General features: G+C 42.8%; 19 protein-coding genes and 1 tRNA gene. 10 read left to right on the top strand and 10 right to left on the bottom strand.

Annotation, left to right across the window (positions count from 1 at the left end; genetic code table 11):
- Position 1 precedes the first annotated feature (1 nt).
- Positions 2-409 (top strand): hypothetical protein, encoded by a 408-nt coding sequence (locus ACSLP7_RS04155; RefSeq protein WP_435578152.1) that lies wholly within the window; start codon positions 2-4, stop codon positions 407-409.
- Here the strand turns inward: ACSLP7_RS04155 and ACSLP7_RS04150 are convergent.
- The 4 genes from ACSLP7_RS04150 to ACSLP7_RS04135 form a co-directional block, all read right to left on the bottom strand.
- Positions 403-567: a hypothetical protein gene (locus ACSLP7_RS04150; RefSeq protein WP_435578151.1), complete on the bottom strand. Its 165-nt coding sequence runs from the start codon at positions 565-567 to the stop codon at positions 403-405. The two genes, ACSLP7_RS04155 and ACSLP7_RS04150, sit on opposite strands and share 7 nt — an antisense overlap.
- A 1-nt stretch (position 568) precedes the next feature.
- The gene (gene feoB / locus ACSLP7_RS04145) at positions 569-2665 is read right to left on the bottom strand and encodes a ferrous iron transport protein B (protein WP_435578150.1); all 2097 of its coding nucleotides are present in this window, start codon (positions 2663-2665) and stop codon (positions 569-571) included.
- Positions 2665-2892: a FeoA family protein gene (locus ACSLP7_RS04140; protein WP_435578149.1), complete on the bottom strand. Its 228-nt coding sequence runs from the start codon at positions 2890-2892 to the stop codon at positions 2665-2667. Before ACSLP7_RS04140 ends, feoB begins: the two co-directional genes overlap by 1 nt.
- Positions 2893-2967: 75 nt before the next feature.
- Entirely contained in the window at positions 2968-3633 is a 666-nt protein-coding gene (locus ACSLP7_RS04135; RefSeq protein WP_435578148.1) for an SCO family protein, read from the bottom strand.
- A gap of 208 nt (positions 3634-3841) precedes the next feature.
- Here ACSLP7_RS04135 and rseP point away from each other — a divergent pair, with 208 nt between their 5' ends.
- Positions 3842-5167, top strand: coding sequence for an RIP metalloprotease RseP (gene rseP, locus ACSLP7_RS04130; RefSeq protein WP_435578147.1), 1326 nt, complete (start codon positions 3842-3844; stop codon positions 5165-5167).
- A gap of 65 nt (positions 5168-5232) precedes the next feature.
- A tRNA-Asn gene (locus ACSLP7_RS04125) sits at positions 5233-5306 on the top strand.
- A gap of 368 nt (positions 5307-5674) precedes the next feature.
- Here the strand turns inward: ACSLP7_RS04125 and ACSLP7_RS04120 are convergent.
- A complete protein-coding gene (locus tag ACSLP7_RS04120; protein WP_435578146.1) occupies positions 5675-6466 on the bottom strand; it encodes a hypothetical protein in 792 nt (263 codons plus the stop codon).
- A gap of 480 nt (positions 6467-6946) precedes the next feature.
- Between ACSLP7_RS04120 and ACSLP7_RS04115 the strand changes: the two genes are divergently transcribed.
- Entirely contained in the window at positions 6947-9358 is a 2412-nt protein-coding gene (locus ACSLP7_RS04115; protein ID WP_435578145.1) for a glycoside hydrolase family 3 C-terminal domain-containing protein, read from the top strand.
- Positions 9359-9623: 265 nt separating this feature from the next.
- A complete protein-coding gene (locus ACSLP7_RS04110) occupies positions 9624-10676 on the top strand; it encodes a T9SS type A sorting domain-containing protein (RefSeq protein ID WP_435578144.1) in 1053 nt (350 codons plus the stop codon).
- Positions 10677-10694: 18 nt separating this feature from the next.
- Here ACSLP7_RS04110 and ACSLP7_RS04105 read toward each other — a convergent pair whose 3' ends face one another.
- A complete protein-coding gene (locus tag ACSLP7_RS04105; protein WP_435578143.1) occupies positions 10695-12239 on the bottom strand; it encodes a hypothetical protein in 1545 nt (514 codons plus the stop codon).
- A 173-nt stretch (positions 12240-12412) separates the two neighbouring features.
- On the opposite strand from ACSLP7_RS04105, the gene ACSLP7_RS04100 reads away from it, so the two are divergent.
- From ACSLP7_RS04100 to ACSLP7_RS04080, 5 genes are all read left to right on the top strand, one after another.
- Entirely contained in the window at positions 12413-12982 is a 570-nt protein-coding gene (locus ACSLP7_RS04100; RefSeq protein WP_435578142.1) for a DUF4870 domain-containing protein, read from the top strand.
- 23 nt (positions 12983-13005) lie between these two features.
- On the top strand, positions 13006-13716 hold the full coding sequence (locus ACSLP7_RS04095) for a CPBP family intramembrane glutamic endopeptidase (protein ID WP_435578141.1): 711 nt from the start codon (positions 13006-13008) through the stop codon (positions 13714-13716).
- A 129-nt stretch (positions 13717-13845) separates the two neighbouring features.
- Positions 13846-16329, top strand: a complete 2484-nt coding sequence (locus tag ACSLP7_RS04090; RefSeq protein ID WP_435578140.1) for a tail fiber domain-containing protein — start codon at positions 13846-13848, stop codon at positions 16327-16329.
- A 19-nt stretch (positions 16330-16348) separates the two neighbouring features.
- Positions 16349-18295, top strand: a complete 1947-nt coding sequence (locus ACSLP7_RS04085) for a tetratricopeptide repeat protein (RefSeq protein ID WP_435578139.1) — start codon at positions 16349-16351, stop codon at positions 18293-18295.
- Positions 18285-18920 carry a response regulator gene (locus ACSLP7_RS04080; protein WP_435578138.1) on the top strand — a complete coding sequence of 212 codons (636 nt, stop codon included), beginning with the start codon at positions 18285-18287 and terminating at the stop codon, positions 18918-18920. The genes ACSLP7_RS04085 and ACSLP7_RS04080 overlap by 11 nt, the downstream gene beginning before the upstream one ends.
- Here the strand turns inward: ACSLP7_RS04080 and ACSLP7_RS04075 are convergent, their stop codons facing one another.
- The 4 genes from ACSLP7_RS04075 to ACSLP7_RS04060 are packed head-to-tail and all read right to left on the bottom strand — an operon-like array spanning position 18921 to position 23910.
- Positions 18921-21764 (bottom strand): CHAT domain-containing protein, encoded by a 2844-nt coding sequence (locus tag ACSLP7_RS04075; RefSeq protein WP_435578137.1) that lies wholly within the window; start codon positions 21762-21764, stop codon positions 18921-18923. It abuts the gene before it with no gap.
- A gap of 52 nt (positions 21765-21816) precedes the next feature.
- Complete coding sequence (locus ACSLP7_RS04070) at positions 21817-22680, bottom strand: hypothetical protein (protein WP_435578136.1); 864 nt, start codon at positions 22678-22680, stop codon at positions 21817-21819.
- A 12-nt stretch (positions 22681-22692) separates the two neighbouring features.
- Positions 22693-23259 carry a hypothetical protein gene (locus ACSLP7_RS04065; RefSeq protein ID WP_435578135.1) on the bottom strand — a complete coding sequence of 189 codons (567 nt, stop codon included), beginning with the start codon at positions 23257-23259 and terminating at the stop codon, positions 22693-22695.
- Positions 23260-23268: 9 nt separating this feature from the next.
- Positions 23269-23910: a hypothetical protein gene (locus tag ACSLP7_RS04060; protein ID WP_435578134.1), complete on the bottom strand. Its 642-nt coding sequence runs from the start codon at positions 23908-23910 to the stop codon at positions 23269-23271.
- Positions 23911-23918 lie beyond the last annotated feature (8 nt).

Below are 23918 nucleotides of genomic sequence, written 5' to 3'. Positions count from 1 at the left end.
TATGAGATTGATTACAACCTTATTAATAGTGCTTAGTACCACATTGACTATGGCTCAAGAGGATTCTTTGGAAAAAGTACAGCTCAAGATCGGAGATACCGATTCGACCATGGACATGCAGTTTAGCTTCAAACAAGTTTTGATGGATTCTCGTTGCCCCAGCGACGCACAGTGCGTTATGGCCGGATGGGCAGATATTGAAGTAGGTCTTATTGTGAATGATGGCGAGGAGCAAATAGTAAAGATCCGAGTGGATGCTAGTGAACAACATTTAATTCACCCTACCGTTTTGGAGCGGGACAATGGCCTTCGTGTTATGGTTGGAAAACTCACTCCTTATCCGCTATCAACGCAGAAGTTTGAGGATCGAGAGTACTGTTTAGAATTGTGGATCTATCAAGATCAGTGACAACCGCAGTCTTTATCACCGCATTTGGTTTTGCCACCGTCTAGGGTACCGGCAGTGGTCTTTCTTCTGGATTCAAAAATGGGATTCCACACAAAATTCTTCAGCAAGAAACCTGCTGCAAAAGCAAAAACAATAAGCACAAGTGTTTTTTGAATCATTTTATTTTAAGATTTGATAGCTTATTAATGCTGTAATATACGCAATTACTGACATTGCAACGAGTTGCCACATGGGCCACTTCCAAGAGTTTGTCTCTTTTTTCACTACTGCGAGGGTACTCATACACTGCATGGCAAAGGCATAAAAGAGCAACAAAGAGATTCCGCTAGCTAGGTTGTAAATGGGTTTGCCCATGCTGTCTACCTCCGCAGCCATTCTATCTCTAATGGGTTCTTCTTCCTCACTCCCCACACTGTAAATGGTGGCTAGCGTACCGACAAATACTTCTCGAGCAGCAAAGCTACTGATGATAGCAACTCCGATCTTCCAATCGTAGCCCAAGGGTTTTACAGCTGGTTCTATGGCCTTCCCCATGATTCCGATATAAGAATTCTCGAGTTTGAAAGAAGCAATTTTAGCCTCGATTTCTTGTTCCGTTAAGCCGTTGTTTATGTTCTCCTGCATCACGATCTCTTCGGCTTTATTAAAGTCGCCAGGACCATAGGAAGCTAACACCCAAAGTACAATAGAGATGGCTAAAATGATCTTACCTGCATCCACCACAAAGGTTTTGGTCTTCTCAAAAACAGTGGTGAGTACATTGCGCGGCATAGGGACCTTATAATTGGGCATTTCAATTACAAAAAAGCTTTTGGATCGCATTTTAAGGATCTTGTCCAAAACATAGGCAGATCCAATAGCCGCCGCAAATCCTAGGATATACAAACCTAACAAGGTCAGACCTTGATAATTGAAAACACCCCAGAGTTTCTCATCCGGAATCACCAGCGCTATGATGATCACATATACAGGCAGTCGGGCAGAGCAAGTGGTTAGGGGTGTTACCAAAATGGTGATCAAACGCTCTTTCCAGTTTTCAATGTTTCGGGTTGCCATAACCGCTGGAATAGCACATGCTGTTCCTGATACTAAAGGAACCACACTTTTCCCGCTTAGTCCAAAACGACGCATACTGCGGTCCAAAAGGAAGACTACGCGGCTCATGTAGCCACTCTCTTCTAAGATCGATATGAATAAAAACAGAAAAGCGATCTGCGGGATAAAGATCACCACCCCACCCAGTCCGGCAATAATTCCTTCCGCCAGTAAATTGGTAAAGTCTCCAACGGGCAGGCTGGCTTTGATCCATTCACTTAAGGAACTAAAACTCTCGTCGATGAAATCCATCGGGTAGCTCGCCCATTCAAAGATGGTCTGAAATATAACGGCCAATATCGCTAAGAAGATTACATACCCCCAAACACGATGCGTCAAAATTCTGTCCATTCTGCTGCGCAGGTCCTTGGCGTTGGCTTTATCTACAACCAGAACCTCTTTAAGCACCTCATTGATGAACTGATAGCGTTTAATGGTCTCGCGCTGCTGCATCCTTTTGAGGTTGCTTTCAGACTCTGTTTTAAAGGTCGCGATCAGATCGGAGCTGTCGCGCTCAATCTTTCCAAAGTTGACATCCTGCGTAATCACCAACCACAACTTGTACAGATCTTGGTTTGGGAAGGCTTTTTTGAGGCGATCAAAATACTCTGGAGCAAAAGTCAATGCATCCATGCAGGGTTCTGTGGAAAGCTCACGGTAGTTTAAAATGAGTTCCTTAAGCTCATCAAAACCTTGGTTCTTTCTAGAACTGATCAGCGCAATCTTGGTCTTTAAGGCTTTTTCCAATTTTTGAATGTCCAAAGAAATGGCTTTGCGCTTCATTCGGTCGGCCATATTGATGGCCAGAATAGTAGGTATGCCCAAATCCTTGATCTGAGTATAAAGCAGTAAGTTTCTCTTGAGGTTCTCCACATCTGCAACCACAACAGCTACATCTGGAAAATCCTTATCGTTCTTATTGAGCAGCAGTTCAATGACCACATTCTCATCTAAGGAAGAGGCATTGAGGCTGTAGGTTCCCGGCAGATCCAATACATGGGCTTTTACACCTCTTGGAAGTTTGCAGGTTCCTTCTTTCTTTTCTACGGTAATTCCGGGATAGTTCCCTACTTTCTGATTGAGACCAGTAAGCTGGTTAAAGACAGACGTCTTTCCGGTATTGGGATTCCCAATGAGCGCAACATTGAATTGTTTGGCCATTAGCTCAGCAGATCTATTTCTATTTGAAGCGCTGTTTCTCTGCGGATGGCCAAGTGACTTCCGTTGATGTTGAGGTAAAGCGGATCGTTAAATGGCGCTAACTGAACGAGTTCTACTTCCATACCAGGAAGGCATCCCATTTCCAAAAGCTTAAGGGGGACCGTATCAATAGGAAAATCCTTGATGATTCCCTTTTGGCCGCGATTGAGATGAGCTATGGTGGGCATTGCGCTTATTTAGACTGATTTTAAACAACAAAAATACCACATATACATCGCATCCAAAAGTAAATAGTGGTTTTTCTAGTATTCCGATTTTAGGATTTCAATATCCTTTAAAAGCTGTTCGATATCATCCGGATCTGTCCCGTCATAATAACCTCTGAGGCGTTTTTCCTTATCTATGAGTACAAAATTCTCCGTATGGATCATTCCGTATTCACTGACGGCATCTTTCTTTGCGGCAAAATAAGCTTTACGGGCCAAATCGTAGATCTGTTCGCGATCTCCGGTAACCAAATTCCAAACCGAGTCGTTGACGCCTTTTTCTAAGGCGTATTTTTTTAACTGCGGAATTGAATCGATCTCTGGTGTCACAGAATGTGAAAGCAGCTTAACCATGGGATCTCCATTAAGGGCCTCTTGAATTTGAACCATATGATCCGTCATGATTGGGCAAATGGTAGCGCAAGTAGTGAAAAAGAAATCCGCTACGTAGATCTTATCCTCATAATCTGCTTGAGTGATGGTGTCTCCGTTTTGATTGAGCAATTTAAAATCTGGAATGCCGTGATATTTCTTGACGAATTGCATGCTGGGATCTACCAACTCTTCGGCAATCGTTACAGGCTCAATGATTGGCAAACGATCTTTGGGCTTTAAGGCGCGATACATAATGGTGATGATCAGCGCGGATAAAATCAGCAAAACCAAACCAAAAAACTTGTATTTCGCAAAGAATTGAAGCATACAAAAATTCCTTTTTGCAAAGGTACGACCGCCGTCTCAGACCCCACAATTCCGAGGCTTGTTTTTGTGGATTTTAACTTTGAAAAAGCAATTGCTGCTCTTCTATGATAAAAATGCGTTAAAAATTAAGCATCAAGGCCTTTCCCAAGGAGGCTGCATTTTCTAAAGCGGCCCGAATAGGTTACTTTTGTCCTCTAAATTTTAAGCAATGAGCGAATTTTGGGTCAAAGCCGCGCAGTTACTCTTGAGTTTATCCATACTGATCGTACTGCACGAGCTGGGTCACTTCATACCTGCCAAACTCTTTAAAACACGTGTAGAGAAGTTCTACCTGTTTTTCGATATAAAATATTCCCTGTTCAAAAAGAAGATCGGTGAAACCGTTTACGGTATCGGATGGCTTCCTTTGGGCGGATACGTCAAGATCTCTGGAATGATAGACGAATCCATGGACAAAGAACAGATGGCGCAACCGCCTCAGCCGTGGGAATTCCGTTCCAAGCCAGCTTGGCAGCGACTCATCATCATGGTGGGTGGTGTAACGGTAAACATCATTGTTGGAGTCTTGATCTATATCGGGATCTTTTATGTCAATGGTGAGCGCATTGTTACTCAAGAGTTGGCTCCAAAAGGATTCTCTGTAGCCCAGAGTTTCAAAGACCTCGGATTCCAAGACGGAGATCAGATTCTAAAAGTGAATGGAGAAGACTTTAAAGATCTTGGAGATCTTAACCGCTACATCTTTTTACGTGATGTAAACAACATCACTGTTGCCCATGCAAATGGAGCAGAAGAGACCATCAGCTTGCCAGAAGATATTGGAATGCGCATGTTTAAATCAGGAGATACCAATCCGTTTAACCGTTGGAGAGAACCGGTTATTGATACCGTACTTCCAGAGCTTCCAGGAGCCGTTGCAGGTTTGCAAAAAGGCGATGTGGTTGTAGCTGTGAACGATGTACAAACGGTAAGCTGGAAAATGGTTCAGGAGAATGTTGCAGGAAACGCTGGGAAAGAAGTAGCTATCACAGTGGATCGCAACGGGCAACAACAAACCTTCAATGTAACTCCAAACGATAAGGGCAAGGCCGGAATCAACAACTTTGGAAAAGAGTATGACGGTAAATTCAAGCAACTTAAATACAGCTTTTGGGAAAGTCTTAGCGGCGGAACCGTTTTTGGATACAACATTTTAGTAGACTACGTGAAGCAGTTTAAATATGTGTTCACTAAAGAAGGAGCAACGCAGATCGGTGGATTTGGAGCCATCGGAAACTTATTCCCCGGGACTTGGAGTTGGACAGCCTTCTGGTTTAATACCGCATTGATCTCGATCATTTTGGCCTTTATGAATATCCTGCCTATCCCTGCTTTAGATGGTGGACACGTGATGTTTTTACTCTATGAGATCGTCTCTGGTAAAAAGCCGAGCGACAAGTTTATGGAGTACGCGCAGATGATCGGATTCATCCTTTTGATCGCTTTGGTTCTGTTTGCCAATGGTAATGACCTTTACCGCGCGATTTTCGGATAGAAAAAAGTATAATTTGCTTGTAGTGGAATAAAAATAAATTTATATTTGCCTCCGCTTAGCGAAATTCCTCCATAGCTCAGTTGGTTAGAGCACCTGACTGTTAATCAGGGTGTCCTTGGTTCGAGTCCAAGTGGAGGAGCATTAATCTAGAAGCCATCAGCAATGATGGCTTTTTCTTTTGGTATATCTTGAACTCTCACCAGGCCACTGCCAGCGCGCCATCTGGCCCGTTCGCTAAATTTGTCCTCAGGACAAATTTTTAACGCTCCGGCCGGTTCGAGCCAAGTGGAGGAGCAGAATCAACCAGTCTTAGGACTGGTTTTTTGTTTTTATATACTTTGGACTCTCCCAATCACACGCCCGCGCGGCAGGCTGGCCCCTCGGGCAAAATGTCCACTGGACATTTTTTGATCCCTCGGTCCGGCTCGAGTCCAAGTGGAGGGATACTGAGTAGATTATAAACATCCGGCCGGTCAGACCGGATGTTTCTTGTTTCAAGCAAAGAATTTAATCCCTTTTGGCTGTAACCGAAATAGTTTTACTACTTAGAACCTGATTCGTCGCATTATCTTTTTTGACCACATTAACGTTGTAAACGCCATAGGTCCCAAAGGGATACTGATGCGCAAAGGAGAAGGTATTATTATTACTCACAAATGAAGTGCTGTCGCCGTCACCGTAGTCAATTTCATAACGAACATTGGTAAAACATTCATTGTTGTTATCTACATAAAAACGGATTCTGTAATCGCCGTCTAATTCGTCAGTGAGTCCAAAATCACAATTCTGAGGTGCGGTAGTTCCGCTGATGGTAAACTGATGCGTTGACATAATTGTACCGTTGTCTTCATTTTGAAGGTACATGGTATAGTTGCCTCCTACGTTAAGTGCCGGACCTGTAACATCCCATAAAAAATTACCAATTATGCTTGCCCCGGGTACTGACTCAAAATAAGGATCTATACTAGACACTATAGAATGGTAAATAGGTAAACCGCCGTCTACACTGTAGTAAACACTAATTACATCTGGAATGGTTCCTCCACATAAAGTAGCATCCCAAATAATAAGAACCTGTTCGCCCAGGTCGTAATCACCGTCAAATTCGTTGATTTCCAAAAAACCCAAACCGTTGCAGCTTCCGCCACCCACCGTAGTTAAACCACGTTTAGCCTCGGTTTGTTCAATTTCCAGACTTGTTTCAACTTCTTCAATTTGGTTTTCTTCCCTGGAGCAGCTGGCCATAATAAGGCCTAAAAGTAGTACAAGGATTGTCGATGTTTTAAAAATTCTTTTCATGATTTTTAATTTTAAATGAATATTTATTTGATTGGGCGCAAACTATTTGCGCAAAACTTATTGATGGGTTATTCAGCAAACAATTTGATTCAGAACTACTGGTCCAACCATAATGTCCATAAGTAATTAGGACCCAAAAGGGTTCTAAAGTCGGATTCTAATACACAATACGGCGGGGAATAAAAGGGTAGGGAGTTACAACCTAAGATATAACAAAAGCTTGGTATTTACCGCTGTCTTCTGCTCAAACAAAATGCGGTTTAACAATACAATTTAAGCAGTAGATTTAGGATTTTTTTGCACGGAAGGCAATATCCAAAATTGCAATAAGTGATTCGAGTCCAAGTGGAGGAGCGCAAGCCAAGACCCGATCAGAAATGATCGGGTTTTTTTATGGAATAAACTTGAGCTCGAATTCAAGCAGACTCTGCAAATTTAAATTCATTACTTTTGTGTCAGTTTGACACAATAAAGACTGAAATGAAGAAATGGCTTAAAAAATCACTCAAAGTTCTCGGAGTACTTTTGGGTTTAATCGTGATCATCGCAGTGGTCGGTTGGATGTATTTCAAGGCGACCTTCTTAGACTTTGAGGACGATTATGTGGAGCAAACCAGTTTCAATGAAATCACGGTAAATGGAAAGACCTATTTGGATCGCAACGCCAATGGTAAACTCGACATCTATGAAGACCCAGCAAATCCTATAGAGGCTCGCGTTGCTGACCTTCTTAGCCAAATGACCATCGAAGAGAAAATACACCTATTGAAAGGTTCTGGGATTTCCTCTGCTTTAGGAAGAGACGATGTGTATTCTGCCATTCCTGGAGCCGTTGGAACCATAGTCCCGACACCTCGTTTGGGATTACCGACAATTTATCTATCAGACGGCCCGGCTGGACTCCGGATCGCTGCGGAGCGAGAAGGAGAAGACAGAACGTATTACTGTACAGCTTTCCCCATAGCGACTTTGCTAGCATCTACTTGGAATACAGATCTGGTTTACACTGTGGGAGATGCAATGGGTACAGAAGCTCTTGAATACGGTGTTGATGTAATTCTAGGGCCAGGAACCAATTTACACCGTCATCCTTTCTGTGGACGTAACTTTGAATACTATTCAGAAGATCCTTTCCTTACCGGACACATCGGGGCAGCGATGGTCAATGGAATTGAATCGAATGGAGTAGGTACCTCAGTGAAGCACTTTGTGGTGAATAATCAAGAGACCAATCGGAACTTCAACGATGCCATTGTCTCCCAGCGTGCATTACGAGAGATCTACCTCAAAGGTTTTGAGATCATTGTAAAAGAGTCTCAACCATGGACGATAATGTCTTCCTATAATTTGGTCAACGGTACTTATGTAGCCGAAAGTGAAGAATTACTCACTGATGTCTTGCGTTCTGAATGGGGCTTTGAAGGATTGGTGATGTCTGATTGGTTTGGCGGGAATGATGCCGTGGCCATGGTCAGCGCTGGAAACGATCTTTTGGAACCCGGTACGAACAAACAGTGGAAGGCATTGACTAAGGGATATGAAGAGGGAACCCTATCCGAAGCTACCATAGATATAGCTGCTGGCCGTATCCTCAAACTCATCTTGAATTCTAAAAAGATGAGTAATTATAATTATAGCGACAATCCCGATCTAAAAGCGCACGCGCAGATCACGCGTAATGCGGCTGCAGAAGGCATGGTCTTGCTTAAGAACGATTCAGTACTGCCGCTCAATACGAGTTCCCGGGTTGCTCTCTTAGGAATCACTTCTTATGATTTTATCGCAGGCGGAACGGGCTCCGGAGATGTCAATGAAGCCTATACCGTTTCTTTGGAAGAAGGGCTGAAAAATGCGGGATTCCCGATCAATGCCGATGCAAGACTTCTCTTTGAATCACATAAGGCCAAAAATTTAGAAGCTTTTAAAAAGTTGGAAGGCCTCGACGCAATGTTGACTCCATACAACGCACCTGAAATTCAATATTCCAAAACGCAACTAGAGGAAATAGCAGCCAATAGCGATGTGGCGATAATAACCATCGGTAGAAATAGCGGAGAAGGTGGGGACCGTGTTGTAGAAGATGATTTTGAACTGAGTTCCTTGGAACAAGAAATGATTGCAAATACTAAAGAGATATTTGGAGCTCTGGGTAAAAAAGTGGTCGTCGTGCTCAATATTGGAGGAGTTATCGAGACGGCCTCTTGGAAAGCACTTCCCGATGCCATCCTGCTCGCTTGGCAAGGCGGACAAGAAGGCGGTAATGCGACGGCAGATATTTTAGTAGGTAAACTGAATCCGAGTGGAAAACTACCCATGACTTTTCCAATTGGGGTAACGGACCATGCATCTCACAACAATTTTCCTTTGGAAGGAAAGCCTATTGATCTCATGAGTTTTATTACCAATAGTGGGGTCAAAGACAAGGCCGATCAAATTAAAAATGAAGACTACACCCTATATGATGAAGGCGTCTATGTGGGATACCGCCATTTTGATAAAGCTAAACTCGAGGTTTCTTATCCCTTTGGCTACGGCTTGTCCTATACAGCATTTGAGTATTCGGAACCAGAAATGATGCTGGACGCCAATGAACTTTCAGTTTCCTTTACGGTCACAAACGTTGGTGATGTTGCCGGGAAAGAAGTCGTTCAATTGTATATCTCTAAAGAAGATCCTGGCGTAGACCGTCCAATCCAAGAACTTAAAGCTTTTGAAAAGACGGCCCAGCTTGAACCGGGTACATCTGCAACTATTAATTTGAAAGTTTCTATCCAGGAATTCGCCTATTGGGACGAAGCGCTGTCTGATTGGGTGGTAGAAAAAGGCAATTACACCATCAATATTGGAGGTTCCTCACGCAGCATTCACATTTATGATACCGTGTCCATATAATTTTTGACTCCCCAACACCTAAAGCCCGACCTGTTTTGGTCGGGTTTTTTTATGCGGAGAGAAATCGCACTTGAATCTTAAAATAACCCAGAACTAAACGGGTAACAAAAGCCCATTTTCATCAACAGTATTGAAGGTAAGCCATCGAAACCTTATCGGGGTTTACCTCAAAATTAGTTTCTGGACGTACATTAAAAATAACAGCAGTGAAATCAGCTGCTCATCCCCAGAAATTTAATGAAGTCGTTTAACTAAAAATTAAATTATGAAAAGAATTACTACACTGTTGTTGCTATTAGTTTTCAGTAATCTGAACCTTTTTGCACAGACTGAAGTTGTTGATGGCCTATCTGATCCTTATCGATTTGCCTTATCTGGAAACGATTTGTACATAACCGAATTTTCTGGGGGTACCATTAAAAAGATTGATCTCACTGATCCGACGCCAACGCCTGAGGAAATTGTCACTGGTTTAGCAGGGCCGGCTGGCTTGGCCATTTTGGATGATAACCTCTATGTTGTGGAGTTTAATACGGGGAGAATAGCCGTTCTGGATATCAGTGACCCTACAGCAACTCTGGAGGACTATGTTACAGGTTTGAGCGGACCAACAGATCTGTTGTTGGATGGGACCGATTTGTATCTCTCAGACATTACTGCCAATGCTATTTTTAGAATAGATACTACGGCAGAAACTCCTGCAACTTCATTAGTATTGTCTGGATTGGCATTGCCCTATGGCATGGTTCTGGACGGCACTCAACTCTATTTTGCGGAAACGGGATTTGGTAGAGTGGTAAGAATCGATATCAGTTCCTCCGATCCCGAAATTGACATTGTTGCTTCTGGTTTAAATGAGCCAGACGATCTTGCCTTGGACGGAACCAATCTTTACATCACGGAATATTTTGGCAATCAACTGTCCCGAATCGATATTACATCAGGGTCTTCTGCTACCACTGCGGTGGCTACTGGCCTGGATACCCCAGCGGGTTTAATGATCATTGACAACGAATTGTATTTGGCAGAAGGTAGTGCAGGAAAGGTGCTCAAATACGATCTAAATGTCCTTGGAGTAGATGATAACACTACCTTTGATTTGGCCGTTTATCCAAATCCAACGCAAGATTATATCACCTTAAACATGCCGGATTATGTGAGCATAAATACCGCGGATGTATTCAATCTTCTCGGGCAAAAAATGGAAACCTCACTACAAAACCGCACGCTAGATTTAACCGCTTTAACTCCAGGAGTCTATTATTTGTTGTTAGAGACCGATCACGGCAGTAGCTCACAAAGAATCATAAAACGATAAAAGATCAAGCCGCAATGACTACAAAAACGCCCGCATCATAGACTCTTTGAGGTTCAAATACAGAAAGTTAAACTGTGATTTGGTCTTGTCTCGGGTAACGGTCACCTGTTCTTCTTTATAAACTCCATTTTTATTTTCTGAATTATTCCGAACAATAAAGTTGGCCATAGAAGAAAAGAACTTATTGCGGCGGCCATCTTTTTTCTTGAGTACTGCAATCTCAACGTCTTTGAAGCGCACTTTTACTTTGGCCAGAGACTGGTTACTATCACCGCTAAAGTCAAAGAATAAGGTTTTAAGCTCACCAGCCATTAAGGTGTTTAAGTTGGGTTGACAAAAGGCATTGAGGGCATCTAGTTGTACGTTTTTGCAATTTCCGCTAAAGCGAAAGCTATCTTCCGGATTGTTGGAATTGAAGGTCCAGAGCACCTCAATATCAGCCTTACCCATAAAGCGGCTTTGAATGTTTATCTCAGTGTCCTCAGTCTCTGGAAGTTGATTGCTCAGATTTTGAATTGCAATATGGCCATCAGCGAAGAAGAGTTGTCCACCTTGATTGGCGACAACTACGCGTTCTTGATAATTGATCTTTTTGGGAGTGATGCTTATGCTGTCCACCCTAAAAGGCCAGGGAATGTTCCGAATCATTTCATTTACCGTTGGCTTATAGGAGAAGTCATCCACAGGGAGTTTGTCTCTATAGATCGCTAAATCAAGTCCTGCTATATCAATGAATCCAGCGCTCAGTGAATAATCAGATCCTGGCTCAAAGAGTCCGAGTTCCCGCAAAGACATCTGATCAATCAACAGCTCATAATGATCCCGTTCTTTCGGAATCATTTTGCTGAGCTCTTGCGGGCTTGGGATCGTTCTGAATGCTATTCCTTCTATGTTGGTTTGCTCTTTATTGCCAGAGATCAGATCGATTTCCAATTCGTCAAATTCACTCGCCTGAACAAAAAGTGAACCCATATCCACTTCATAATCTTCAAAATAGATCTTTGGTTTTGGGCCGTTTTGTAAGTTCACACTAAGCTCGCTAAATGCAAGTTCTGCATTGCCAATGTTTAGACTGTTGCTATCGGTTTTTTTATCGCGAAGCGTAATGGAGGCTTCCTTAATTTCAAGATTTTCAATGTGAATTCCCTTTAGCGGATTGGGTTGTTTTGCTTCGGATGCGGTGGAGTCTTTGGCTATTAGTGTTGGGGTGTAATAACCAATGGGTTTAGAAATTTCCAGACGATTGAGCTCAATGTGCTCTCCTTGGATCAAAGCGTTTATTCCAAGTCCGGAGAGTTGAATAGATTCAATATTAAAAACCGATTTAATACTGTCCAGATTTACATTTTTGATCTGAAACAGCACCTCATTCAGATTTGCAGAACCACTCAGAATATCGATTGAAAGTGATTTATATTCCAGTTCAAACTGTGGCGGGAGTTTTTCACTGAGCAGATTTTCCACCTTTGATTGCGCATACTTATTGGCAAAAATGTAGACTCCTAAAACCAAGAATAGCAGCCCGATTCCAAACTTGAATACTCTGGTTTTAAAGATGCTCATGAACTAAAGATATTAAAATCTCTCACCAATCAAAATCTGGATAATTGTTTGAAAAGTGGTCAAAATAGGGTCGTAACCCCTTGTAAACACAGCAGATGACAGCTAGGTGACATTTAAATGGCGGGTAAATTACCAGCAGTTCCGCTTACATTTGCAGTATCAACAAACGAAACATGAAACGAGCAAGTCTACAAGAAAACCTCCTGTATCACCGAAAACTCAAAGGCTACACCCAGGATGAGTTGGCGGATAGAACCACCGTGGGTGTGCGTACCATTCAACGTATTGAAAAGGGTGAAGTACAACCGCATTTACAGACCGTAAAACTATTGGCGGTTGGTTTAGGTGTTGAGGTTGATGATCTATTGGTTTTGGACAATCCCAAAGAAGAACCCATCAATCGCAAGTGGATGCTCTTGCTTCACGCTTCTCCGTTCTTTGGGCTGATCATTCCGCTGGCTAACATTTTGTTTCCTTTATTTATTTGGATCAATAAGGCAGATCAAAACCCCATTTACGATATCCATGGTCGTGCAGTGATCAATTTTCACGCGAGCATGAGTCTGTTGATCTTGATATCACTTTTACTATTTTTTGCACTGCCCGGGCTTAACTTTTTTATTACCGGATTCATTGCGCTCATTGCGTTATTATTTTCTATTCGTTCTACGCTCTCCGCCATGGAATCTGGGACCTATTATTATCCGCTGTCCATTCCCTTCCTCAAGAAAAAGAACCAATAACACACATCACATAGTCAATTAATATGCTTGGATTATTAGTTTTACTATTGATCTCTTGGGGGCTCCTATTCCTTATTGAGAAGAAGAATTTAAACGCGCTTGGGTTAATTCCGAGCAAAGATCGGCTGTTGCAGTTTGGTCTTGGTTTAGCAATTTTAGTGCCGAGTTGTCTGGTCCTTATTGGGATAGAAACTGCTGTGCAATCCGTCCAGTGGCAGCGCACGGAGTTTGATCTAAAGACGCTTGCAGAGGCATTCTATTATCATTGGCGCTCCGCACTTACTGAAGATCTGGTCTTTAGAGGCGCTTTGCTTTATATCCTTTTACAGAGATTGGGCTCGCAAGGGGCTTTGTGGATATCTGCAGTTTGTTTTGGTGTGTATCACGTGTTCTCTTACGGCATATTGGAGGATAGTTGGATACTCATTGCTTACGTTATTGTCATCACGGGCTTTACGGGTTATGTTTGGGCCTATGCGTTCTCTAAAACGCGCTCCATGTATTTAGGCCTTGGTTTTCATATGGGTTACAACCTTTTAATGGCCTGTTTCTATCAGGCGCAGCCGTACGGAGAACTGCTCTTTTCAGAAGTATCAAAGCAGGAACTTTTGGATCCCTTGGCCAGTTTCTATTCCATATTTAGAGGTTTAGTGCCGACTGTTTTAACTTTTTTAAGTCTTAAAGTTTTATTCAATATGGGGTGGATTCCTGGAGTCCATCCGCAGAAAAAATAAGGATCCAAATTAAAGTTCGGATCATCTCAGGGAATACCCTGAATTTTTATTTCAAGGGTATGCCCTGAAAGCGGGGTCAAGTGGTTTAAATAGCTTGCAAACAGCAAAATAACCAATGAAATCACAGTTATGAAACCGCTCAATCTCATACTTTTTTTTGCCCTCCTTTCTACCTACACTCACGTGGCTCAAGTGGGCATTGGGACAACTACGCCCAATGCTTCGCTTGAGATCCAAGCCTCTAATGTGGCCAGCCCGGCCAACACCGACGGATTACTAATTCCCAAGGTGGATGAGTTTCCCGCTACCAATCCTACAGTATCACAAGATGGCATGTTGGTCTTTGCCACTGGTAATGGCAGCGTAACTAAAGGATTTTACTTTTGGAACAACGGCACCTCCAATTGGGATATACTCTCGGGGAGTTCCATTCAGCAGATAAACGATCTTACCGATGGCAGGTCAGATAATGACGGCAGCAATGACGGGTCGTCTATATTCCTGGGTATAAATTCTGGAGTTAATGACGATGCTACGAATAACTCAAATGTAGCTATTGGCTTTAGTTCCATGCAAAATAATATTTCAGGTTCCGCGAATACCGCGATTGGAGGCTTTTCTATGCTGAATAACACCACAGGAGTTGAAAACTCGGCATTTGGCCGTACTGCTTTGGCAAGCAATACAACGGGTGCCCAGAACGTCGCTGTTGGATCCTTGGCCTTGGTTAACAATGAGGTAGGAAGTAATAATACAGGTGTTGGCAGAAGTGCACTGGGTGCTAACGACTCAGGAAGCGCAAATACGGCCATAGGAAACTATGCAATGTTTAATATTACCGCAGGGTCCAATAATACTGCTTTAGGGGCTAATGCAGGAAGACTCACCTATGGAAACAACAATGTATTTATTGGAAACGACACTGGTGCCAATAATATCGACACCAAGAGCGGGAGCGTTTTTATTGGCTATCAGGCCGGTTATGATGAATCTAATAGTAACAGATTGTACATTGAAAATTCATCATCAACCACGCCGCTTATCTATGGGGAATTCGACAATGACTTTTTAAGAGTCAATGGCGACGCAGAAATTGAAAAGGCCACAGACGCCGGTTTGGCAGTAGTTACTCCCTTTGGTTTTGAATCTTCTTTAAAGTTGTTTGAACGCGGCTCTAGTGGAGACTTTGGTTTTGAATTTGAGTACGATGGCTCTCCGGATAAACTCTATCTCTGGTCGCGCAGGTTTGCGGGCAATGAAGGCATTCGAATGACCTGGCTCAAAGACGGACGCGTAGGTATCGGAACTACATCACCTTATGCCAAATTAGACTTAGAGGCCAGCAATGCTGCTTCGCCCAGCACAACTGATGGCTTTTTGGTGCCGAGAATTGATGCTTTTCCTTCCACCAACCCAGGAGCCAACCAGAACGGAATGTTGGTCTTTCTAAATACAGACAATTCCTTTTACTATTGGAACAACAGCACGACTTCTTGGGTGAATATTGTCAGTGCTTCCAGCGCCGTAGGGAGTATCAATGACCTAGCCGACGGGCGCTCCGACAACGATGGTAGTGATAATGGATCTTCTGTCTTTTTAGGGGTCAATGCTGGGTCTAATGATGATCAAACGAACAATGAGAATGTCGGGATTGGTTATACAGCACTTAGCAATAATATCTCTGGGAATAGAAATACTGCAGTAGGTAACTCTTCACTCAGCAGTAATACTAACGGATTGGCCAATACAGCAGTTGGTGAAGAAAGTTTGAGCCTCAATACAACGGGACGATACAATACAGCTTTGGGAAGTAATGCTTTGCAGGATAATGAAACGGCATGGCAGAATACAGGAGTAGGTTTTAATGCCTTAGGTAATAACACCACTGGGCCGGCAAACACTGCTTTTGGTTCTAATTCGCTGCCCATCAATACCACCGGTCAAGAAAACGTCGCTGTAGGTTTTTCTTCGCTTTACGTAAACAATACGGGTAATTATAACACCGCTTTAGGTAGCCAGGCTTTGTATGGCAATTCGACAGGTGATTACAATACAGCTGTTGGATTCGCAACTTCTGGAAGTAATAATTATTCAAACACCACTGCAATTGGCTACAATGCAGATCCAAATTCATCAAATCAAGTGCGCTTGGGCAATGCCAGTGTCGCAATCATTGGGGGAAATGCTAACTGGTCCGTGTTTTCTGATGAACGCGTAAAGACCAATATCAGGGAAGATATTGTTGGTCTGGAGTTCATTAAAAGACTACGCCCGGTAAGCTATAATTACGATATGGATGCCATTGCGCGCCTTGAGAAAACGCCAGACAGTCTTCGGCTCAAGAATGCCGAAGGCTTAAAGGCGGCTGAAGTACAAAATGGGTTTATCGCCCAAGAGGTAGAAGCCGCTGCCACAGCTGCTGGCTTCGATTTTCATGGGGTAATAAAGCCAGAAAGAGCAGACCAACCTTATGCCTTGCGCTATTCGGAATTTGTGGTACCTATTGTTAAGGCGGTGCAAGAACAGCAGGCCATCATTGATGCACAAGCGGTAGAGATTGAAGCCCTAAGGCGTGAAATTGAACAGATTAAACTACTTTTAGAAAACGATTGATCAACTAACCCACTTTGAATTGAATTTGACAAAGCAACTTTTTCTCGTCCTCGGGCTGCTTATGCAAGTTAGCGCTCAAGGGCAAAACCAGAGTCCAAAAGATAGTTTGCTTTTGGTCATTCAAACTTCCCAAGATCAGGCTGCTGTAGCAAGCGCCCACGGTAAGTTTGCTTGGTTGAGCTTGATGAGTGACAATCTGCTCGCCCAAAAACACCTGGACACTTCTTTGGCTCTATTTACCGAGTTAAAGGATGCGGAGCAGATCGCTCGAGCAAACTATCGCATTGCTGTGCTCCACCGACTTCAAGGAGACTATCAGCAAGGACTCATTCATATTGAGCAATCCTTAAAATATGCAGAACAACAGCAGGATTCGCTAAGCATAGCCAACAATCTCTTTCAAAAAGCTGTGATCTATTCTTTAAAAGGAGATTATGATGAAGGCTTGGAGGTATATCTTCGGATCTTGGATGTGTACGAGGCTTTGGATCATCGCAAAGGCATGGGACTTACCTTGAACAGCATTGGAATCACTTATGCAGATTTGGGCAAGTATGAGGATGCCATTGCAAATTATGAGCGAGCCATTGAAATTCACGAAGCGGACAAGGACTCGGTAAATCTGCCCAACGTCTATGGGAACCTGGCTTTGACTTATGCGAATCAAAAGCGCTATGAGTTGGCTATGGAATACTACCTCAAGGCTCGGGAAATCGACGAAGCCACCAATAACAATTGGGGATTGGGTATAAACAGCGAGAATATTGGAATTGTGCTTCAAGAGCAGGGCAAGTATCAGGAAGCCATTTCCTATTACGAGCAAGCCAAGAGCATTTTTGAAGCGAATAATTTCACTACGGATCTTTCTAGAGTATTGACCAATTTGGGACGGGCTTATTATTTGTTGGGGGATTTTTCCGCCAGTAAAAAGAACTTGCAGGAGGCCTTAACCTATCAGACCGATTCTAAAAAGGTGACGATGGAAATTCATTCCAACCTCTCCCAACTGTACAAAAAGCAAGGCCAGTTTAGTTTGGCCTTGAGTCATTTTGAAGATTTCACTCAATACAAGGACAGTATTTTTGAAGAAGATCGGATGCAGAACATCAACGAGCTTCAAGTCAAATACGAATCGACCAAAAAAGACAAAGAAATTGCCACCCAACAGCTCGCCTTGAATCAGCAGGAAACGGAGATTCAAAAAAAGCGGACGCTTCAAAATTATTTGATCGGTGCCGTTGGATTTTTAGCTGTGGCTGCTTTATTGATTTGGTTGATCTACCGTCAGAAACAAAAACGAAAGGATCAGGAACTCCTCACCTTAAAGCGCGAGTATCAGATCAAATCCTTGGAAGCCCTCATAGAAGGCGAGGAGAAGGAGCGCTTTAGAATCGCCAAAGAGTTGCATGACGGTGTTAACGGAGACCTATCCGCCATCAAATACAAGCTGTCCACCTTGATAGAAATGAACAACAAGGTCATCAAAGAGGCCATAACCATGATTGACGATTCCTGCAAACAAGTCCGAGCGATCTCTCACAATTTGGTGCCGCCTGCTTTGGAGAATTTCAGTTTAAAAGAAGCTACACAAGCCTATTGTGAAAGCATGAATGCCGCTCACCAAGTACAGGTCAATTTTCAATCTTTAGGCAGTGAATTTCAACTTCCTAAAAAGGCTGAGGTGAATGTATTGAGGATCATCCAAGAGCTAGTTGCTAATGGTGTGAAACATGCTCAGGCTACCGAGATTGATGTGCAGATCAGCTATCAAGAGAACGGACTTCAAGTCACCGTTGAGGATGACGGTATTGGTTTTGACCGCAATGAGATATCTGGTGATGGAATTGGTCTATCTAATATTGATTCACGGATTGATTATCTTAACGCCAATGTTGATTTTGTTTCCAACCAAAAAGGAACTTCCTTTACTTTTGAAATAGACACCCGCGAACTCGATGAGTATTAAAATCGCCATTACAGATGATCATCAATTGGTTTTGCAAGGCATTAAAAGTATGCTGAGCGATACTGAGGAGGTAAGCGTAGTAGCTGGTTTTTCTACTGCGGAGCAGACCTTGCGGGGCTTAGCTTCTTCAAAGGCTGAGGTTTTGTTGCTGGATATAAATCTGCCAGATCTGGACGGAATCTCATTGAGCAAAAAACTCCTGCAACAGCAACCGGAACTCAAAATAATTGCGCTTACCAATTTTGAAGACCTCTCTTTTGTCAAGCGGATGCTCAAAAACGGAGTTCATGGGTATCTGCTTAAAAATACCGATAAACTGGAGCTCATTTCTACTTTAAAAGCAGTATTATCTGGAGAGATCTATCTGCAGAAGGACTTGCAGAAACGCTTGCTGCTCAACGATACCAAATCCAACTCTAGAAATCAACTGATCCCAAAACTCACCCGCAGGGAACAAGAAGTATTGCAAGCCATTGCCGAGGAATTGACCACTAAAGAAATCTCTGAAAAGCTCTTTATCAGTCCAAAGACCGTAGAGACCCATCGCATGAATTTGATGAGTAAGCTCGGTGCTAAAAACAGTGTAGGGATCATTAAGATCGCTCTTGAAAACGAGCTGTTGTGATTATGCGTTGACGCGTCTTTTTGTCGACCAGAAAATCAAACCTCCTAAAATAAGTAGTCCGCCAATTATATACCAAAGAAGGTAGTTTGGTGAAGCATTTATTGCAGAATCATTTCCATAAATCACAAAGCCCGCCCAATAATAGGGTTGCGCAAGTTTGGTTCCGCGATGTTGAGTCAGAAAGCTTTGTTTAGCTAATCTAAGTGCTTCGGATTTTGTCTTACCCGCTTTGAGGTTTTGATAGAATTCCACCATGATCTGTCCTGTGGCCTGATCTGGAACTTCCCAAAGACTGGCCACGGTAGCAGGAACTCCTGCAAAGGTGAACGCACGTTGAAAGGATTCAAAACTTCTGCCAGCGTTTTCTTTGCCTAGTCCTGTGTTACAGGCACTCAACACGGCCATTTCTGCGCCTAGGCTCATTCCGTAGATTTCTTCTAGGTAAAGATGATCATCATCATTCTCAGAGCTGCTAAAGATGAATTTACTGAGTTCGGGTTGGTCATTATTGACCTCCGCGTGCATGGCCAGATGTAACATTCTGGCATTAGCAGAAGTGGTGATGAAAGCTTCTTTGTTCAAGCTAGTTTCATCATATACTTTCGCACTGAATAAAGATCCAATCTTACGGGCCTCTCTTTGGGCGCCCACAAGGACGGATGACTGACTACGCGTAAGGCTCATGGTGGAAGTATCCTCGTAATTTGGAACATATATAGCCAACTGCTCAGCGGCAGTGGTCTGTGATGCTTGCGCATCGATAAACTTTAAATTGGAGGTATAGCTAATGGCAAAATCCTCAAAAAGATATCTGTCATCAGAACTGAGAACTTCAAAGGGCAATTGGAACAGTTCCCCATCTGGATTGACAATCAACTTGCTGTATCCATTGATATTAGGAAGTAGGGCTTCGCTCAGATCTTTTGCTATTTGAGCATCGTACTGTTGTGTTTTAAGATTATTGACAAAGCGATCGAGTAAAGCTTTCTCATTTTCTCCCCAAGGCATTAAATCAACTTTGATATCGTTTTTAGAAATCGAGAACAAGGCCAATTTATCCTTCAGGAAAATATATTTCAAGATCAGTGCGTCCGGATCCATAGTGCTTTGTTGCTGCGCTATGGCGAATTTTGAGGTACTCAAAAGATCCAAGTTGGGAAACTGTTCTTTGATCACGCGTTGATGTCCTCGGATCAACTGCTGAATAGAGTCTGCTCTTTGCGTGGCATCACTTTGTTTGGCTTTTACCAACTGGGTTCTGAGTTTAACACTTCGCTTACTTAAAGAATCTAAATTGGGTAAATAATTCGTGTACCTGTTTTGATTGAATTGCTTCCAGGCTAATTGATTTCTAATGGTCTCTGATTCATTTATGATGTCTTCCAAACGAATTCCTTCCAAGCCAAATCCTCTGTTTTTCAAATCCAATATTCCATCTAAAATTAGACGTAATGTGCGGTTGTATTTGGTGTTGAAACTTTTGTCCGCGTAACTGGAATTGAACTGTTTGAGCGCCCCTTGGTACAGTTTGGCCACTTGCTGTGAAACTACAGTGTCTTTTGGGTAGAATTCGTCCAACTTAGCCGCGATCCTCACCATCATATCTGTATGTCCAAATACGGTGCTCGGACTGTAATTGCTGTAGTCTTTGGCCAGTAATGTGTCGCTGCTGTGGGCCAAGCTCATGGCTTTGTGGAAATAAGCAATACAGCTGTCTTTTTCTTTTTTCAGCGCCTTAATGAGTCCTTTTTGAGCATAGAAAAAGGGTCTTCGTGGATCGGTTTGCGACAGACTTTCCAAAAGCGAAGTGATCTGGGCATCGGCTTCTTGGTATTCTCCCGCAAGGGCAAGAACTTTTGTATTGTTGTATTTGAAGCTCATGATCGGGCCGTTATAGCCTTCTTGCTCCACCAAATTGATGGCTTCATCCAATAAACTTCTCGATCGGGCGATATCAGCTTTTGTCACTAGAGAATCGGTTACGCGACCAATAAACCAATCTGCAGCATGATTTAAAGCCGTGGTGTAATACTGACTTTCGTACTCTTTGACAAATTGGGCGCTTTGACGGATTTCCTGCAAGCGGTCAATAGTGGCTTCCAATTCCAAACTGTCTGCGGTAGTGGTTCCCAGTTTCCAAAGCATATAGGCTTTTCGGTAAGGGAGCATGACTTCTAAACGGTCATAATTCCTGTAGATCTCACGCCGTTCTTTTTCAATATTCTCTTGATCCTCAAAGTAAATACGTTCTGCCAGTCTTAAATAGCGCTGCGCCTCATCTTTGTCGCCATAGTAAGCTTCTAAGGTAGAAGCGAGGATATAGTCACCTACCAGATATAAGCTGTTGGGATTTTCTTCTTGGTTGAGAAGTTCTAGAGAGGTGAGGATACTTTTGCGACTTTTATTGGAATAGCCCAAGTCACTCTCTGCCCAAGCTTTGCTGTTGTAAAGTTTGGCTTTTAATTTGTTTCCTTCCAATGATTCCGAGCAGTACGGTAGCCCCTTGGTAGTGGCGTACAGACTTTTATCTGATGCGTTGAGTTGCCTTAAACTCAGCGCACGAACCAGATAAATATTCCCAAGGCTTAAACTGTCTTTTTCATTTTGAGCCGAGTGTTTCGTGAGAATTGAATCTGTAGCTTCAATGACTTTTGCAAAAGCACCACTCACATAGATTTCCATGGCACTTTTAGCCACACTATCCAGATCAACACCTCTGTTTTCTGCTTGTGCAGCCGCGCCTAGTTTGGGTTCAAAGTTTACTGAACTCCAAAACAAAAAGAGGCCACAACTACCTAGAATTAGCGTTAAAAGCAGTGATTTATTCAGGCTCGGTACGGTCAAATTAGCGGGTTTTTTTCAATATAGGAATTGTCTTCAAATCGTGAAAACCAAATTATCGGTTGTTGATGAATTCAATAATGGCAACATCAATAAATAGGGAACTTGCCCCTTCACTGAGCACTTTTGCGTCTGGCAAGAACTGCGACTCGGTTTGTGCGCAGATCTCTTCATCTTCTCGGGATCGGGCCGATCGTTTTTCAACGCACTGTTCAATGCCATCGCCATTAAACTCAGCAACAAAACGTTCATTGTCAAACTGTTTGATATACAAATACCCTGAGAACATTTGATAATCTGTCATGGTTTCGTCGTTATAAAAAACGATGGAATAGTTGGAATTTTCCTCGTGCTCTTTGGTTTCCATGCTGCCGATGGTAGAATTGTCAAGGGCTTCCGTGTAACCTTCAGTCAGGGCCAAAAGCTGTTTCTCTGCCTCTTCTGGAGTGATGGTTCCCGCCATGAGTTGTTGGGAGATCTCCATCCCTTTTTTCTTGATCAGTTCAGCATTGTTTGCCAGAGCGGCTTCTTCTCCCTGATTGCGATTCCTGGTGTAATCTTCTACTTGACCCTCATTGAATTTGTATTCTGCCAAGCCATCTTGAAGCATACTTACCCTAACGTAAACGCTGTCTTTTTCAGTGATTGGAAACTTAAAACCACGTTGAAAATCAACTTCTAAAAGAAGCACTTTTCCGTCTTCACATTCGTCGCAATTGTCTTGTAGGTATTTTGAATCGTATTTGTCAATTTCCATTAAGGTCAGCATTAGTGTCTGATCAGAGATCTGTGCTTGAGCTACCTCCAGGTTTGATTTAAAGCTCGAACTATTTACGCGCACTGTATTTTGACCTATAGCCGTGCTGGTCATTAAAACCAGAAGCAGGTAGAGGCTATTTTTTCTATGTTGAATTTTCATAAGGTGATGGTTTTAAATCCCGTAATGTTTTGCCATTTCTATGGCAATTTCTTTGACCTCTTTTCCGGAATTGGTTGTGGTTCCGCGTCTGTTAGGAGGATTGATATTATAGATAATTCCGTCCTTTAAGATCAGCAACTGATTAACTGCCGTGAGAAATACAGCTTGCTCTCCAAATCCCTCCACTGCGTGATACATATTGGCATTGCGCTTGGGGTCGTATTGCCATAGAGGATTTTCAGTTTTTGGAGCCCAAGCCCCTACCTGTCCTTCATAAAATTCGTAGTCCTTTTTACCGTAGAAAAGTTTGATCTTACAGTGATCCAATACCCCTGGTTTATATTCAACACGCTCACTTTCAAAACGCAAACCATCAGGGTTGTATTTGAGGATAAGCGCCTCTGGGAAATCCTTACATAGAGTTTCTGCAATGTCGGCGGCTTTTGTAGCAAAAGCTTCATTATTGGTAGCAGTCACTTCTGAGTCTTCTTCGGATTTTGATTGCTCTACTCCATCCAAACAACTCAAGAGTGAAAGGGTTATAAGGAGTGTACAGACTTTAAAAATTATAGGTTTCATATGGATGGTTTAGTTGAGGAATCCTGCGCTTTTAGCCATTGCAATAGCAGCTGCCTTATAATCGCGACTGAGCGCCATTTCCTGTGGGTTCGATTTGTTGATCAATGGATGCACCTTTAGAGTGTAACCTTCAAATTTGATCTCTAAAGTGTTCTGCTGGCCGTGCCATAAAGCTGCCATTCCTAAGTTTGGCACCCACTCAGTAGATTCATACATAGACTGTTTAAGCTTCCAAGCTTCTACCCAATCTGTTCCGGAACCTGTGGCCTCGGCCACATCGCCCATAAATTCATCTTTCCCGATCTCGCGTTCTACAACGATTGAACCGCGCAACCATTGAAAGTCGTTATCTCCGGATTTGATGTAGAAAGAGCATAAAGGAGTGGAGGTGGCTCTTCGCTGCGGATTGGTCAGTGGGTCATCAATGATAACCGCACTGACCGAGACTTGATAGATTTGGGCGATCTCATCCGCAGATAATTCACTGCAAGCACTCATGCCCTCAGTGTAGTTTATAGAATTGGTTTTAAAGTCATTATTGACAAAAGAGGTGTCTGATAAGTCTTCCCCAACGATTGTTTTTCTATCTCCCATACAAGAGCTGAGAACAGCAAAACTCCCAAGGGTGAAAAGGACTTTTTTGATAATCATATTTTCAA

The sequence above is a fragment of the Gilvibacter sp. genome, from assembly GCF_965601605.1.
Classification (GTDB): domain Bacteria; phylum Bacteroidota; class Bacteroidia; order Flavobacteriales; family Flavobacteriaceae; genus Gilvibacter.
This window is presented reverse-complemented; position numbering and strand designations above follow the sequence as displayed.

Excerpts from the sequence above, each read along its gene's own strand:
- ACSLP7_RS04155 (WP_435578152.1), top strand. The coding sequence starts at position 2 with ATGAGATTGATTACAACCTTATTAATAGTGCTTAGTACCACATTGACT.
- ACSLP7_RS04150 (WP_435578151.1), bottom strand. The coding sequence starts at position 567 with ATGATTCAAAAAACACTTGTGCTTATTGTTTTTGCTTTTGCAGCAGGT.
- feoB (WP_435578150.1), bottom strand. The coding sequence starts at position 2,665 with ATGGCCAAACAATTCAATGTTGCGCTCATTGGGAATCCCAATACCGGA.
- ACSLP7_RS04140 (WP_435578149.1), bottom strand. The coding sequence starts at position 2,892 with ATGCCCACCATAGCTCATCTCAATCGCGGCCAAAAGGGAATCATCAAG.
- ACSLP7_RS04135 (WP_435578148.1), bottom strand. The coding sequence starts at position 3,633 with ATGCTTCAATTCTTTGCGAAATACAAGTTTTTTGGTTTGGTTTTGCTG.
- rseP (WP_435578147.1), top strand. The coding sequence starts at position 3,842 with ATGAGCGAATTTTGGGTCAAAGCCGCGCAGTTACTCTTGAGTTTATCC.
- ACSLP7_RS04120 (WP_435578146.1), bottom strand. The coding sequence starts at position 6,466 with ATGAAAAGAATTTTTAAAACATCGACAATCCTTGTACTACTTTTAGGC.
- ACSLP7_RS04115 (WP_435578145.1), top strand. The coding sequence starts at position 6,947 with ATGAAGAAATGGCTTAAAAAATCACTCAAAGTTCTCGGAGTACTTTTG.
- ACSLP7_RS04110 (WP_435578144.1), top strand. The coding sequence starts at position 9,624 with ATGAAAAGAATTACTACACTGTTGTTGCTATTAGTTTTCAGTAATCTG.
- ACSLP7_RS04105 (WP_435578143.1), bottom strand. The coding sequence starts at position 12,239 with ATGAGCATCTTTAAAACCAGAGTATTCAAGTTTGGAATCGGGCTGCTA.
- ACSLP7_RS04100 (WP_435578142.1), top strand. The coding sequence starts at position 12,413 with ATGAAACGAGCAAGTCTACAAGAAAACCTCCTGTATCACCGAAAACTC.
- ACSLP7_RS04095 (WP_435578141.1), top strand. The coding sequence starts at position 13,006 with ATGCTTGGATTATTAGTTTTACTATTGATCTCTTGGGGGCTCCTATTC.
- ACSLP7_RS04090 (WP_435578140.1), top strand. The coding sequence starts at position 13,846 with ATGAAACCGCTCAATCTCATACTTTTTTTTGCCCTCCTTTCTACCTAC.
- ACSLP7_RS04080 (WP_435578138.1), top strand. The coding sequence starts at position 18,285 with ATGAGTATTAAAATCGCCATTACAGATGATCATCAATTGGTTTTGCAA.
- ACSLP7_RS04070 (WP_435578136.1), bottom strand. The coding sequence starts at position 22,680 with ATGAAAATTCAACATAGAAAAAATAGCCTCTACCTGCTTCTGGTTTTA.
- ACSLP7_RS04065 (WP_435578135.1), bottom strand. The coding sequence starts at position 23,259 with ATGAAACCTATAATTTTTAAAGTCTGTACACTCCTTATAACCCTTTCA.
- ACSLP7_RS04060 (WP_435578134.1), bottom strand. The coding sequence starts at position 23,910 with ATGATTATCAAAAAAGTCCTTTTCACCCTTGGGAGTTTTGCTGTTCTC.